Annotated in this window: 14 protein-coding genes; 7 read left to right on the top strand and 7 right to left on the bottom strand. The window is 58.2% G+C overall.

Annotated features, from left to right (window positions below; translation table 11 throughout):
* The first annotated feature begins 1 nt into the window (after window position 1).
* The gene (locus D1793_RS00870) at window positions 2-862 is read left to right on the top strand and encodes a sensor domain-containing diguanylate cyclase (RefSeq protein ID WP_119020472.1); all 861 of its coding nucleotides are present in this window, start codon (window positions 2-4) and stop codon (window positions 860-862) included.
* 16 nt (window positions 863-878) lie between these two features.
* Here D1793_RS00870 and D1793_RS00865 read toward each other — a convergent pair whose 3' ends face one another.
* Window positions 879-1355 (bottom strand): nucleoside deaminase, encoded by a 477-nt coding sequence (locus tag D1793_RS00865; protein ID WP_119020471.1) that lies wholly within the window; start codon window positions 1353-1355, stop codon window positions 879-881.
* A 323-nt stretch (window positions 1356-1678) separates the two neighbouring features.
* On the opposite strand from D1793_RS00865, the gene D1793_RS00860 reads away from it, so the two are divergent.
* The 5 genes from D1793_RS00860 to D1793_RS00840 all read left to right on the top strand — a co-directional run bounded on the left by D1793_RS00860 (window position 1679) and on the right by D1793_RS00840 (window position 7499).
* Window positions 1679-2266 (top strand): NYN domain-containing protein, encoded by a 588-nt coding sequence (locus D1793_RS00860; RefSeq protein WP_119020470.1) that lies wholly within the window; start codon window positions 1679-1681, stop codon window positions 2264-2266.
* 138 nt (window positions 2267-2404) lie between these two features.
* Window positions 2405-4129 (top strand): hypothetical protein, encoded by a 1725-nt coding sequence (locus D1793_RS00855; RefSeq protein ID WP_119020469.1) that lies wholly within the window; start codon window positions 2405-2407, stop codon window positions 4127-4129.
* A gap of 8 nt (window positions 4130-4137) precedes the next feature.
* Complete coding sequence (locus D1793_RS00850; RefSeq protein ID WP_205527605.1) at window positions 4138-5829, top strand: hypothetical protein; 1692 nt, start codon at window positions 4138-4140, stop codon at window positions 5827-5829.
* Between the two features lie 175 nt (window positions 5830-6004).
* Complete coding sequence (locus D1793_RS00845) at window positions 6005-6463, top strand: hypothetical protein (protein WP_119020467.1); 459 nt, start codon at window positions 6005-6007, stop codon at window positions 6461-6463.
* On the top strand, window positions 6456-7499 hold the full coding sequence (locus D1793_RS00840) for a serine/threonine-protein kinase (protein ID WP_119020466.1): 1044 nt from the start codon (window positions 6456-6458) through the stop codon (window positions 7497-7499). The genes D1793_RS00845 and D1793_RS00840 overlap by 8 nt, the downstream gene beginning before the upstream one ends.
* 883 nt (window positions 7500-8382) lie before the next feature.
* Here the strand turns inward: D1793_RS00840 and D1793_RS00835 are convergent.
* Window positions 8383-8970, bottom strand: coding sequence for an NAD(P)H-dependent oxidoreductase (locus D1793_RS00835; protein WP_119020465.1), 588 nt, complete (start codon window positions 8968-8970; stop codon window positions 8383-8385).
* 195 nt (window positions 8971-9165) lie between these two features.
* Here D1793_RS00835 and D1793_RS00830 point away from each other — a divergent pair, with 195 nt between their 5' ends.
* Complete coding sequence (locus tag D1793_RS00830; RefSeq protein ID WP_119020464.1) at window positions 9166-9525, top strand: hypothetical protein; 360 nt, start codon at window positions 9166-9168, stop codon at window positions 9523-9525.
* Window positions 9526-9553: 28 nt separating this feature from the next.
* On the opposite strand, the gene D1793_RS00825 is transcribed toward D1793_RS00830, so the two are convergent.
* From D1793_RS00825 to D1793_RS00805, 5 genes are all read right to left on the bottom strand, one after another.
* The gene (locus D1793_RS00825) at window positions 9554-10156 is read right to left on the bottom strand and encodes a hypothetical protein (RefSeq protein WP_205527604.1); all 603 of its coding nucleotides are present in this window, start codon (window positions 10154-10156) and stop codon (window positions 9554-9556) included.
* A 231-nt stretch (window positions 10157-10387) separates the two neighbouring features.
* Window positions 10388-10795, bottom strand: a complete 408-nt coding sequence (locus D1793_RS00820; protein WP_119020463.1) for a hypothetical protein — start codon at window positions 10793-10795, stop codon at window positions 10388-10390.
* Window positions 10796-10851: 56 nt separating this feature from the next.
* Entirely contained in the window at window positions 10852-11169 is a 318-nt protein-coding gene (locus D1793_RS00815; protein WP_119020462.1) for a winged helix-turn-helix domain-containing protein, read from the bottom strand.
* A gap of 30 nt (window positions 11170-11199) precedes the next feature.
* Window positions 11200-12273: a hypothetical protein gene (locus tag D1793_RS00810; RefSeq protein ID WP_119020461.1), complete on the bottom strand. Its 1074-nt coding sequence runs from the start codon at window positions 12271-12273 to the stop codon at window positions 11200-11202.
* 70 nt (window positions 12274-12343) lie between these two features.
* The gene (locus D1793_RS00805) at window positions 12344-13420 is read right to left on the bottom strand and encodes an alpha/beta hydrolase (protein ID WP_119020460.1); all 1077 of its coding nucleotides are present in this window, start codon (window positions 13418-13420) and stop codon (window positions 12344-12346) included.
* Between the last annotated feature and the right edge of the window lie 63 nt (window positions 13421-13483).

Genomic DNA, 13483 nt, shown 5'->3' with positions numbered 1-13483 from the left:
CATGCCCGTTGATCTTCAAGCCCTCTATCCCAAGCTTGTCCACCTGATGCTGGACACGGTCTTCGTGGTCGACAGGGACAACCAGATCGTGTTCGTGAGCGATGCCTGTGAGGTACTGCTCGGTTACCGTGCCGACGAGCTGATGGGCACGATGATCACGAATTACATGCATCCGGACGACCTGGCGGCCTCTCTGGCCTCCATCACCCGGGTCATGAAGGGACAGTCCCACATCGATTTCCGTAACCGCTACATCCGCAAGGATGGCGGTATCGTACATATCCTGTGGTCTGCCTGCTGGTACGAGGAGGAGGGGGTTCGGATCGGCGTCGCCCGGGATGTGACGGCCCTCAGGCAGGCCGAGGACGAATTGCGCTACCTCGCCCATCATGATGCGCTCACGGGGCTGACCAACCGGTCGCTGTTCTATGATCGGCTGGAATCGGCGCTGCATGCGGCCCACCGCCATCGAAGTGGCCTGGCGCTGCTGTTTCTGGATCTCAATGACTTCAAGCGCATCAATGATGCCCATGGCCATGCGGTGGGAGATCGTGTGATCTGCTCGGTGGCACGACGGCTGGAAGGCTGCGTGCGAGAGACGGACACGGTGGCGCGGATGGGCGGCGATGAATTCACCGTCCTGTTGACGGACATCCACTCGACGGATGCCGTCTCCAGGAAGGTGGAGCAGATTCTCGCGGTCCTTTCCGAGCCTCTGGGCGGTGAACTGGACGGGATCGTGCCCTCCTGCAGTATCGGCGTGGCCTGTTATCCCGCCGACGGGGAGGATGCCGACACCCTGCTGAGCCATGCGGATGGCGACATGTACCGGATCAAGAGGCACCGCTCGGCCGCTCGGTGACGAGCGGCCAGGCCAGTCAAGCGCCGTGCAGGCGCTTATGCAGGCCGCGGATTCGCTCGGCGAATGCCGGCACCGGCCCCTCGACCACGGCATCGGGCACCACCTGCCGGATCGGCAGCGCCGCCACCGGCGCCGGCGAAGCGCCGATCTCCCCAAGCCAGCCGATGAGTTGCTCCGACGAGCTGGCATAGACGATCCGCCCCAGGCCCACCCAGCCGTGGGCCGCAGCACACATGGGGCAGTGCTCGCCGGAGGTATAGACGGTGGCTCGCGCCCGCTGCTCGGGCGTCAGGTGCTCCGCCGCCCAGCGCGCCAGGAAGAACTCCGGGTGCTGGGTAGCGTCGCCGCCGGCCACGTGGTTATGGTCTTCCGCCAGCACCTCGCCATCCCCGCTCACCAGCACCGAGCCAAACGGCTCATCCCCCGCCTCCAGCGCCTGCTCCGCCAGCGCCACGCAACGCTCCAGGTAGGCCATGTCGGTCTCATCGATCATCTTCCGGGCTCCTTGGGTTACCGAGTCTCCCAGCATACGCTAACCACGACGTTGGCCAACCGAAGCCCCCTGAGCTAGGCTGGGGTGCATTACAAACGGAAACAGCCCGGCAACAGGGCTGACCCAGGGAGCAGGGAAGGCGATATGGCAGCGACACCCACCGATATTTCATCGACCGGCCGGCATGGCTACGGGAAATGGCAGAACGCCATTTCCCGTAGCCATGCCGGTTTTTCTATGGCTGATTTCGACCCAAAGCGGCCATTCCTACAAAGGTAGTGGGTACCTCAATCCGTGTTAGGCAATACACAAAGGAGAAACACATGGCTTCGAAGAAGAAAAAAAAATCTGAACAGGAAAGTGCCATTCGACCAGGTTCTGCGAAGGAACACGGTGAGCTGGTTAATGGCAGTGTCCACGTGTTTGTAGACGATCAGAATTTATTCTGGGGGGCAGTTAACGCCGGTGAAGGGCGTAATTACAGAGTAGACTTCGGTCGGTTGTTGACGGCAGCATGTCGCGATGGGAACGGGAAGTCACGATTTGTCAAAAGCGCCTATATAGCTGGCGTTATCCCTGATGATGATTCATTCTGGTATATGGCTGAAAAGCAAGGCTTTACTGTGCGCCGTGGTTACTTGAGCAACGCCGGCGGTCAACAAAGATCAAAACAAGACGATGCCTATCTAATCACAGAAATCACTTCAACCCTTTATGAGCAAGAGGGACCGTCAACAATTGTTTTGGTCGCTGGAGACGCAGATTATGTCCCCCCTCTAATCCGAGCGAACGAAAAGGGTTGGCGTGTTGAGGTGGCGTTTATTGCGCGCGGATTGTCCTCAGCACTAGATCCAGTTACACATTTCTTTCGTTCAATCAACCTTTCAGCGGTGCAGTATCTTCCAGGCTAAGCATGCCTCAAAATCGCAACCACTCGGACGCCACAGCCTACGCTCCTTCGTCTCTTCGGTGCTGCGGGCGTTATGACAATTTACCAGCATACGCTATGCGGTAGGATCGGCACAGCAGACTTTTAAGGTGATTAATTAGTGAAAAGCTTACCCCCTATTCACAAAGCACTGGAAGAAGCTGATCTCCGTGGTGAACTGATTCCTTATGTTCTCTCTCTTGAGAGTCTCGCTGGCAGACTCGAATGCGGTCCTGTTTTATGCGAACTTCATAATGCGGGAAAGATATCGCTGGTTTCAGATGATAACTTAGCGGCGATTGAAGCTCTTGGGCACAACGATTTTTGGTCGGTCGTGCATTCGCTCGATCAGGCGATACCCGAACTAGATTGCTCGTACCAAGATGTGCTGAGATTTGTCCAGACGCTCGTTGACAAGGCTGGATCAGACGGCGCAGCAGGCATGCCAAATCAGTCGTTGGTTAAATGGTGCAAAGTCAACCCTGAAAAGGCCAAACAGATCGTCTCAGAAGCGAAATATCTCGACAAAATCTGCCTTTCACATTGTGTTTTTGCGATCCAGGGTCTTGGGGACGCAGAACTTGCGTTTGAGTTGCTTGGTCACTCAGACAAAGTCGTTGTCGCGGCGGGTCTGCGCTCTCTTGGGAGGCTGGAAATGGGCAGCGGAACAATTGCCAAGCGTGTCATTGACGAGTGCTGCGAAGCCATCGCGACTGGAAAAGACCCATACTTAAGGTCTTCCGCTATCGAAACCGCTTTCAAAACATGGGAAAAAATTGGTCCGTTGGAACCATACACGCAGAAGGAGTTCCTTAAGGCAATAACCAGTGAAAAGGAAGGTGATGAATTAGTTCAGCTATCAGCCTCTCTCTTTTATTATCAAAAAGGCTTGGTGGACGAGAGTATTAATCAGATTTTGGAGGCTCTCGTTGGAGAGATTTCAAATCCACAGGCAACCCTCCACTGGCTGGATCATGCCATACACTCCAAAGACGAAAGATGGAGCCTTACGAAAATAATAGATGTCCTCGCTGCGCAAATTCCTAAATTGGACAACCCAATCGAGTCAAGGCAGCTTTACAACTTTTGTCAATGGATTTGGGAAGATCCAGATAATGCGTCTCAACTTTTTTCGAGTTGGATCGTGAGCGGTCAGTTTAGCTTATGCAAATTTCTCGTGGATATGGTCGGAGAAGGTGGCAAGAAGAACACACTTGTTGAAATTTCTAAGCCTGACTTGCCGAATGATTCGGACAATCAGATTTTTATGGCACGAAAATGCGTTGGGTTCCTATGGCTTCATGAAGTTACTGCCGCGTCTATTCTCTTAAGTATCGTGAAAAATGGAAAGAAGGCTGCGCGAGCAGCGGCGGAAGACCTTTTGTTTGATCCATTGTTGCTTAGCTACGGTGGTGATCTCCGTAGCTTTCTTGAGGGACAAGCCCAAAACCCATCAAAGCGAATTTCTGATTGTGTTCGGCGTCTTCTAAAAAGTCATGACGCCTACATCGCTGGCCTTAAAAAGGTAGAACACCTAGTTGAATTTTTTCCCACTATTGAGCAACGCCGTGCCGCAGTGGTGAAGGATCGTGAGCGCAACAAAGACATCCAGAAGCAAGCACATGAGAGATCAATATTTTCCCAGTTAGTTACACACCAAACGCTTCTGTACGGTAAGAAAAGCTTCTCCATAATTCACGGAGGGGATGGTAAAAAAATCCCAAGCGTTACTTCATTGTCAGAATTTTCTTATAGCACCGAATTTCCGAGGCTTTCTGTAGTCGATCCAGTAGGATTTAACCAGGCTCTTACAATTTTCAGGATTGAGCGAAAGGTCTCTCAATGAAAATAATCTTGAAAGAGTACTTGGCGTCTCTCAAAGAGCGTGGCGATTTAGATAAATCTGTTTTGCCTAACTTGCTCTCTGAAATTGGGCTACGCGTTCTGAATACACCAATGATAGGGACGAGACAGAATGGTGTGGACATTGCAGCGGTGGGGCAAGTCAAAGGAGAGGATGAGCAGAGGTATCTGTACCTGTTCTGCATCAAGGCGGGGAACGTGACACGGCGTGATTGGGAAGTCAGTGAACAGTCTGTTCGCCCAGAGCTGAATGAGATCAAGGACGTCTATTTGAGAAGCAACGTTGCTCAAGAGCACGCCGAACTTCCAATAAAAATATGCCTGTGCTGTGGTGGAGAGCTTGAAGAAACGGTTCTCATGAATTGGGCAGGATACACCGAGCAGAACAAAACGGATAAGATCAGCTACGAGTTATGGAACGGAGATCGATTAGCTGATCTCATGATGCGATGTCTCTTGGCCCGAGAACTTTTGGACGAGGAGCCACGCCGGAATTTTCAGAAAGCGGTAGCAATGGTCAATGAGCCTAATGCTTGTTACGAGTACACGCGAGCCTTTCTCGGCAATCTTTTACTAGAAGAACAAACCTCTCAGAAAAATGAACTTCTTAGGCTGCGACAATCGTATATTTGTTTGCATGCGGTGATTGCTTGGGCGATTGAGGCCAATAACTTAGAAAGCACTTACAAGGTTTCCGAACTTGGCATGCTGTTCTGCTGGAATGCAATTCGGAAAAGATTGCCAAAGAAAAAGCCAACTAAGCACGACAACGCCTTGATGTTTGTTCTGGATCAGTTCCTGAAACTGTACCTCACCACGTCGGAGATGTACCTTTCAAAGACCGCTTACGCCCACGGTGGGAGGCTGCACGCACTCTCTGTAGCTGTGCGATCACGGGAGTCCGTTGATGTTAATCTGGCGATGTTTGAACTCTTGGGCAGGTTGGCGATACGTGGCATTTGGACTGATCATTTTTCCAAGAGTCTATCAGGTGCCAATCCAGGCCTCTTGAAATCCTTGGCAGAGAGCACTGATCGCACACTGGATACGATGGTTTTATTGATCAGTAATAACCCAACGCTCAGTTCGCCGATTCGAGATGATCACATGATTGAAATTGCATTGGTCATGTATCTTGCTCAGCTAACGCAGAAAGAGATCCGCTTCCTGCCTTGGCTAAGAGCCATTTCTGATAAAACGACGTTCGCCCTCGTCACGAATACTAAATATCCTACATGTCTTCACGACTATGCCGACCTGTTATCCCACCCCGTAAGTGCAGAGCAATCGTACCGTGACGAAGCTTGTGCGGGGAGTGTTTTATATCCCTATATCTTTTTTTGGATGCAGTATGTGGCCGATGTAAAAGAGATTGCAGAGTTCACGGAGCGGCTAGAAAGACAGATACCTAATTGCACTCATCAAGCATGGTTTCCAGATGAAGATTCCGATGATCTTATCTGGCACGGTGAGACGTATCACGGCATTTGCGTAACTGATGTATCGCCCCATAATGGTCATGAAGCATTGGCGGGAACACTCAATAAAGCAATGGAAACTTGCACGGCGATAACTGATGTCAGTGCGGTTAGGAAAGGCTTGATTCCTATGTTTTTGACTGCGTGTAGACACTACAGGCTTCCTGTTCCGCCAAGTTTTTGGTTTGTGCGTACACAGGAATAACACATCCTTTTAGCTTTAAATCAATTTTATGTTTGGGGAGTGTCGAAAACTTTGTCGTTGCACAAGTTGCACAAGTTGCACATAAGTGCATAACATATTACTGTTGGCAGACGCACCTACGCTGCGCTCCGGTACGCCGCAAAGCCAGGGGTTATGTTACTCAGGGGGAGGTGAGATGAAAAACCTTGGAATTCGAGCTAAACCTTCAGAGTTTGCCTTTGCGGTGTACGATTCAGAGGCAAACGAGTTGGTGAACGTCGAGAGGGTCAAGATTCCCAAAGCCCTAGAGGATCCCGAGGCGCTGAAGTACGTACGCAACACTATCTTGGACATACTTCGTGAGTACAAGATTGAGGCAGCCGGAATAAGAATCACTGAGAGTAATTCGCAACACCTAAATATTAGGCGAATTGAAATAGAGGGCGTCATTCAAGAAGCATTCGCAAGTAGCACACTGAGATCCTACTATGTAGGACAGATTTCAAGCATCGCAGCAAAAGTCGGGATCGCACGGGCGGACTTTAAACGCTACGTTGAAGGCGAAATCGATTGTGATCTAGTTGAAAACTGGAATCAGTTTGGCTCGGAAGAGCGAGAAGCCGTTCTGGCAGCGATGGGAGCAACAAATGCTTAAGCCTCTCAGTACCGCCGAGGTGAACTTCCACCTTGGGGAAGAAATCGGCGCAGAAGGAAAAAACTCTCAAGTCTATCGGGCGCGTGACGTTCAGCTCGACGCTGAGCTGGCAATAAAGAAAGTTGAAAAGGCCCGCTTGGATGATGTTGATGAGTTCTTTCAAGAGGCAAGTCTACTGTATCTAAGCAGCCACACGAATGTAGTGCCGATTCATTATGCGTGTCAAGACGAAGATCACATCTACTTGGCAATGCCATTCTTTGAAAATGGTTCCCTTAAGGGGCGCATGGCAGCTGGCCACCTTACCGTTAGAGAAGTAATTACGTACAGCACACAGTTCCTGAGTGGCTTGCACAATATCCACTCTAAGGGGCTGATCCACTTTGACATCAAGCCCGACAACATCCTGCTGTCAGCACGAGGGGAAGCTATGCTATCTGATTTTGGTCTCGCTAAGCAGACTGCCTTTGGCGGTCGAGCGGGTCAAGATCGTATCTACGGAAAGATGACGCCTCCAGAAGCATTCAATGCCTATGAATTCACTAGGCATTTCGACATTTATCAGGCCGGTTTAACGATATATCGATTGGCTGTAGGAGATTCAGCTTTCTATGAGCAGTTCGAGAACTTCGTTGAGAATGGGGTTCTCAATCGAGATAGATTCAGGCACGCAGTAGTTAATGGTCAATTTCCATCGTGTGCTCAGTTCCCGGAGCACATACCCAATCGACTTATCACCACCATTCGCACTTGTTTGTCGAGGAACCCTCAAGAACGCTTCCATTCGGCGAGCGAAATAGTGAATTCCTTTGCAGATATAGAGGGCGGGTTTCTGGATTGGCGGCTGAGCGGTCAAGCAGGCGACCGGGAATGGACCAAAAAAACTGGCGACAGGAGGCTGCGGCTGAGAGTGAATGCAGACGGAACCAGTGAAGCGACTAGGCAAATTGGTGACGGTCAGGCGAAACGAGTAAGGGAATATTGTCAGCAAGCACTCTCGCGTGCCGACATTAAACGGTTTCTGAGGGAGTACTGATAGGGATGAAACGCGTGGCCAACGACCAATCCAAGTACACACTGCGCTCGAGGGTAGGGCTAAAAGTGGTCCGCAGAGAGCACAACGCGGAAGTTAGCTCTCGGCGGAACTTTGAAGCAGCGCCGGACGGGTATTTTATTTGGGGTCGTGCCAAGAAAAACGAAACATAACACATTGCAGGTGACGTTTGACCCGCTGCGAACCTTTGCTGTAGCAAAGGCACACATCGCCTCAAACGCACCTAAACGTGGGCGTTAGGAGGCTCTGGCAACGTGGATGTATTGCATAGTTTTCTTACTACAATTGGTGGCGCAATCGTCGGGGGCTCTCTTGGGTTTTTCTTTAGTAACCTTCAGTGGCGCCAAGCGATAAAGCGAGAAGAGAAATTAAGACGGCAGGAAGAATTCAAGAAGCTCGTTGCTCTCACATACGAGGTCATTGAGTACATTCGAGATTATTGGGCGAACTCCCAGCATATGAGGATTCAAGAGTTTATGGCGTGCATGACGGGTAGGGACCCCATTACTCGGATTCTTGCGGTCGTAGTTGCTTCTGCACCGGAGCTGCAGTCTGACACTGAGCGCTTGAAGACAGCAGTTGGTGATGTCAAAGGCCCCGATTTTCCGGTTACTAGAGAGAAGTTCGAAGCAGCAATCAAAGTCGCTAATGAATTTGGATCTGCTACATATGAGTACGTTAAGAAGCACTCCTAACAAGTCGCGCCACGCGGATGGCTTTTTCTCCGCATTGCTCCCAAAAGTCCACCGGTGCGCTCTACGTTATTTCAGCACCGACTGAACGACTGCTCCTGGCCGAAACCTGACATAGCCATCCTGGAACGGCTTCGCCGAGTTGGCGAAGCCGGATTATCAAGTCGTGGTAATCACCTGGCATTGGCCCCGAACTCATGCAGCTTGCGGAACCACGCGTTTCGCTGTTTCTCGCTCATGGTTTCCACGCTGCCGATCAGAGTCTCATTCACCGGAGAGAAGCCGACGAAACCGAGGATGTTGCGTTCCAGCGACTTGACGCTGTGGGCCCGGTAAAGGTGCCGGTAGATCATCGCCGGCATGCCCATGGTGACCACGACCCTCGCCGAGCGGCCGGTCAGCCCCTTCCTGCCGAGGGGATTGCCCTCCACGTACTCGAAGGCGAAGCCGGGGCGCAGCACCTGCTCCAGAAACGCCTTCACCAGCGCCGGCATGTCGCCAAGCCAGAGCGGGAAGCACAGTACCAGGTGCTGGCACCAGGCGATGGACGCCTGTGCGTCTGCCAGCGCGTCGGGCAGCGGGTCCGTTTTCCATGCCTTCTGGCTGCGCAGCAGCGGAACGTCGAGGGCGGCGAGCTCGATCACGCGCACCTCGTGGCCCTGGGCCTCTGCCCCCTGGCGATAGTGATCGGCCAGCGCATGGCAGAGGTGTGGTTCGCTGGCGTCCGGGTGGCCCTGCAGGATCAGGATTCGATGGCTCATGGTGGGTGATCTTGTGGGGAGAGAGTAGGGCTGCCATATAGCCTAGCCCCCATCGGCGAACCCGTCCGTCATCTCGTGCAAGGCGCTGGCCGCTGGCATCCAGTAGGTTGCTGTGGGCCCGATGGCCAGTCCAGGGTCGGCAGGGACGTTCCCGGATGCCACACTGGGTCGAGCCCTTTTCATCAGGAGTACGCCATGAGCAACGGACCCTACGGGCAGATCGCCTGCGGCTGCGGTGCGCTATCGCTGCTGGTATGCGGCGCCCCCCTGGCTCTCGGCGAAGACGCCGAGGGCGAGGCGGTGGCCTTCTGGCCGCTTTCGGCCATCCAGATCGGCCAGGGGGCCGAGGAGCTCACGCTCTTGCAGGAGGACCGCGGTGGCGAGGCCTGGCGCTGCGGGCGCTGCGACGAGCGCCTGCTGCACGGCGATGACGAGGCCGGCGTGGCGGTGTTGGCGGGGCTTCCGGAGGATAGCGACGGGGCCGGCGTGACACTGACGGCAGCGCAGCAGCGTTGCCTCGAGGCGCTGGGCTATCGGGTCCTGGTGGGAAGGTAACAGGGGAGGCGGTGCCTCCCCTGTGGGCTCAGGCGCTGCGCAGGTCGCAGCTGACCGCCGGGTTGAAGGGCTCGAGGTTGCCGCTGGGGTTGTTACGGAACCAGACGTGCTGGTCATAGTGGGGCTCGAAGCCGTGGGCCTGGTCGCCGGGGATGGCCGGGTCATCGGCCATGTAGTCCCAGGTGCGGCCCAGGAAGCTCGGCGGCTCGCTGTGGCCGGCCTCCTGCCAGGCCCGGGCGAACACCAGGTTCTCGACGCCCACCAGCACCATGGAGCCGTCCGCCTGGGGTTCGTAGAGCAGGATGGCGGGCTCCATGAAGTCGGTATGGGTGCCGGTGCCGTCCACCCGCGGTTCGGTGGCGGTGATGCCGAGCAGGTCGGGGCGCATGTAGTGGATGCCCATGTGTCCGAGTTCCGGCGGCAGGCCGTGCTCGCCGGCCTTCACGCACTCGCCGGAGGGATCGGGGATGTAGCCCTCGGCCAGCGCCACGTTCACGTCCGTAAAGCGTTCCACCGCCGCACGGATCGCCTCTATCGTCTCGGCAACGTCATCGGCCTGGCTGCTGGCGGCAGGCAGGCCTGCGGCGGCGAAGCCCAGCACGACGATGCCACTCCACAGGATATTACGCATCGGGGTCTCCTCCGGGTCATGTCGTGGCGCGGGAAGTCACGACCTCGGCCCCTGCGCCGGGCGGCGAGGGGCCAAGAGAATGGGGTGGGTCACCTTGATCATAGCCGGCGGGGGAGGGAGGCAGCGGGTGGTTACGCTAGGGTACCCGGCATCAGCCGGGCGGGCTGTGCGGGCTGATCGGCCTAGGTCCGCATCACGGTTCCGCGGCCGCGGTTGCTCTCACAAGAGGCGTTACGAGAGGCGTTTCCAGCCGTGGAGGAGGTAGCGGGTGGCGCTCTGCCAGCGGGAGGGGGCGGCGGGCGCCGGCGCCTTGGCCAGAGCGTCGATGGCCCGCTGAAGGGCCTCGAGGATGGCGTCCAGGTGGCGGTGGCAGAGGGTGCTGTCGAGGCCGCCGGGGCAGCGCGAGAGGAGCTGGTCGCACGCCTCCCGGGCGCTCTCGAGGGCCGCGTGGGCCTCGGCGGGCAGCGTCGGCTCCTCGCTGCAGGCCTTGAGTTCGCGGCAGAGCATGCCGAGCATCCGGGTGTCGAGCCAGCAGGGCATGCCGTCGTCGGCCTTGCCGGCCATGGACTGCTTGATGGCGCGGAAGGAGCCCCGCAGGAAGACGGCGGTGTAGTACGCCTTGGGGCGTTCTGTGCTCATGGGGTGCCCGTGCTGCGATTCAAGTGAGAATGTCTATCAACTGTGATGCATTTTCATCATTGGGTCAATGCCGGGTCCAGCGGCGGGTAGCCCAGCGCCTGACGCAGCGCCTCGGCATGGGCGGCGACCCAGTTCGGGTCGATGGGCCCCCAGTCGCGGATCACGTAGGCGCCGATGTTGTGGCGTGCCCCGTCCTCGTGCTCGAACTCGCAGACGATATCCAGCTCGCCCAGGGCGGAGAGGGTGTCCTGGGCGGTGCGCCGCGGCATGCCGGTGGCGGCCGTCACCGCCGGGATGCTGGCGATCCCCCGGGACACCAGGTAGGCCACGTAGAGGCGGCGGTAGAAGCTGGATCGGGTCTTGCTGAGTGTCATGGGGCCTCGCGTCTTTGGGGGGATCTCGGGTCACATTCGTACGCGGTCGAACTCGCGGCGGAAGTACATCTCCAGGCGCAGGTCCAGCGCCCAGCGCGGTTCGCGGTCCGCCTCGCGGGGGAAGTGCAGGGCGGGGGCCACGTCCAGGAACAGGATGCCGCGGTGCAGGTCGCGGCGGTAGCGAGTCTGCAGGTAGGTGTCCTCGATGCGCGGGTTCGAGCCGCTCTCGCCCAGCGCCACGGCGCTGTAGCGGATCGCCCGGCGGCGGTCGATGCGCCGGTTGAGCTCCACCGCCTCGCTGAACTCCAGGGTATCGACCACCTCGCGCCATTGCACGTTGGTGATGAAGCGCAGGTGGCGGTTCTCGTCCACGGGGCGGCCGACGTCCCAGCGGGTGCGGGCGGAGTAGCCGTCCTTGTTGAACCAGGAGAGGCGGTTGTCGCTCTCCAGCTGCCAGGGCCCGTCGTTGAGGGTCCAGAGGCGCTGGGTGATCACCCGGGCGTAGGGGTCCAGCGGCAGCCGCACGCGAATGCCGGCGCCGACCTGGGTGTTCCACTGCTCGCTCTTGTCGCGGCGCCCCAGGCGGTTCAGGCCGATGCGCAGGCTCTCCACGCCGCTGATGCGGTCATCCACCAGCTGGTTGTCCTGCTCGGCCAGGGTGCCCTGGGTCTCCTCCGGCTCGCTCTCGATGACCAGCCGCAGGCGCTCCTCGGTGGTGGGCAGGTCGAGGCGGAAGCGGGCGCCGATGTCCTGCTGGAAGGATTCCCCCTCCTTCCAGCGCCAGCCCTGGCTGATCCTCAGGTAGGAGTCGTTCTCGATGCTCAGGGCGTCGGTGGTGCCGAAGAAGCCGTCGATGCGCCGCGAGGTGGTCTCGACCCAGCGGGAGACGTTCTCGTGCAGCGGCTCGATCCGTTCGTTGGCCCAGGGGGGCAGGTCGCTGTCGTCCTCCGGCAGGTCCTCGGCATCGGGCTCGCCGTCGCCGCCTTCCGGCATCTCGACGGCGCCGAGCTCATCGTCGAGCCAACCGCCCATGGGGGCCGGGGCGGTGTCGGCGTGGGCGCCCAGGGCGGCGCAGGCCGCCAGCGCGATCAGGACCTTTCTCATCCGTGGGCTCCCCCTCAGTTCCTGATAGCAGTCTATCCATGAACCCCGTTGAAGTCGCGAACCGTGGGCGCTAGCGGCAGAGGGCGTCGCGGGCCTCGGCCTGGCTCACCTCGTGGCCGGAGGGCAGCGCCGCCGCGGGGTCGAGCAGCCAGGTGGCCAGGTCGGCCTCGGTGCGCTCGCGCCGGGTGTAGCGGGTCAGCATGTGGTAGCCCTCCGGATAGAGCGCCAGGCGCCACTCGGGGGCGTCGGTGTCCTGCGCAGGCAGGCGCTCGAGCAGGGCGCAGGCGGCCTCGGCGGGAATCACCTCGTCCGCGTCGCCGTAGAGGATCAGGGCGGGCCCCGGCAGCCGCTCAGCGGCGGCCAGGGCCAGGCTCATGGTCTCGCTGACGCCATGCAGGGTGTCGACCCGGGCTCTGCGCAGGATCAGCGGGTCGCGTGCCAGACGCGCCATGATCTCGGGGTCGTCGGTGGGCTCGATGCCGAGCCGGCGCACGCTGCTGGCCGAGAAGCTGACCGAGGGGATGAGCCGCACGCCGAGCCACAGGCTGGCGCGCTGGTACCAGGGCATGGCCTCGAGCCCCCACACCGCCGGGGCGATCAGCACGCTGCCGGCCACCGGCGGCGGGTAGTCCGCCAGGGTCAGCAGCACCACCGCGGCGCCCATGCTCTTGCCCACCAGGTAGAGGGGCGTGTCGGGATGGCGCGACTGCAGCAGCGCGACCAGGTGGTGAACATCGGCCACCAGCCGCCGGTGACCGGGCCAGATCCGCCGCTGGGCGGTGAGGCCGAAGCCGCGCTGATCGAAGGCGTAGGTGGCGATGCCGTGGGGAGCGAGCGCCTCGGCCATGACTTCGAAGCTGCCGCCGTGGTCGTTGAAGCCGTGGACAGCCAGCACCAGGGCGCGGGGCTCCCGGGAAGGCTCGCCCTCGGCGGGCCAGTGCCGCAGCGGCAGGCGGTAGCCGTCCTCGGCGATCGCCCAGTCGGGCTCCAGGCGCACGGTATCCGGGCCGGGCCCGGGCTGCTGGAGCATCGCCTGGCCGCAGCCGCTCAGCAGCAGGGCGCCGAGCACGAGCAGGGCTCGCCGCAGGGCAGGGCGCAGGGCAGGAAGTAGAGAAAGGCTCAGCGCGAGGCGCGGGCGTGCGGGCATGGGGCTCTCCGGTCCGGGTCCCATGATCATACCCCCGGGGCGGCGCCGGGTTTCACCCCTGCG

The organism is Halomonas sp. JS92-SW72, from assembly GCF_003547075.1.
Taxonomy (GTDB): Bacteria; Pseudomonadota; Gammaproteobacteria; order Pseudomonadales; family Halomonadaceae; genus Halomonas; species Halomonas alkalicola.
The sequence above is the reverse complement of the archived record's forward strand: the minus strand, read 5'-3'. Positions and strand labels throughout refer to the sequence as shown.

Excerpts from the sequence above, each read along its gene's own strand:
- D1793_RS00810 (WP_119020461.1), bottom strand. The coding sequence starts at position 12,273 with ATGAGAAAGGTCCTGATCGCGCTGGCGGCCTGCGCCGCCCTGGGCGCC.
- D1793_RS00845 (WP_119020467.1), top strand. The coding sequence starts at position 6,005 with ATGAAAAACCTTGGAATTCGAGCTAAACCTTCAGAGTTTGCCTTTGCG.
- D1793_RS00865 (WP_119020471.1), bottom strand. The coding sequence starts at position 1,355 with ATGATCGATGAGACCGACATGGCCTACCTGGAGCGTTGCGTGGCGCTG.
- D1793_RS00825 (WP_205527604.1), bottom strand. The coding sequence starts at position 10,156 with ATGCGTAATATCCTGTGGAGTGGCATCGTCGTGCTGGGCTTCGCCGCC.
- D1793_RS00840 (WP_119020466.1), top strand. The coding sequence starts at position 6,456 with ATGCTTAAGCCTCTCAGTACCGCCGAGGTGAACTTCCACCTTGGGGAA.
- D1793_RS00815 (WP_119020462.1), bottom strand. The coding sequence starts at position 11,169 with ATGACACTCAGCAAGACCCGATCCAGCTTCTACCGCCGCCTCTACGTG.
- D1793_RS00835 (WP_119020465.1), bottom strand. The coding sequence starts at position 8,970 with ATGAGCCATCGAATCCTGATCCTGCAGGGCCACCCGGACGCCAGCGAA.
- D1793_RS00820 (WP_119020463.1), bottom strand. The coding sequence starts at position 10,795 with ATGAGCACAGAACGCCCCAAGGCGTACTACACCGCCGTCTTCCTGCGG.
- D1793_RS00860 (WP_119020470.1), top strand. The coding sequence starts at position 1,679 with ATGGCTTCGAAGAAGAAAAAAAAATCTGAACAGGAAAGTGCCATTCGA.
- D1793_RS00805 (WP_119020460.1), bottom strand. The coding sequence starts at position 13,420 with ATGCCCGCACGCCCGCGCCTCGCGCTGAGCCTTTCTCTACTTCCTGCC.
- D1793_RS00830 (WP_119020464.1), top strand. The coding sequence starts at position 9,166 with ATGAGCAACGGACCCTACGGGCAGATCGCCTGCGGCTGCGGTGCGCTA.
- D1793_RS00870 (WP_119020472.1), top strand. The coding sequence starts at position 2 with ATGCCCGTTGATCTTCAAGCCCTCTATCCCAAGCTTGTCCACCTGATG.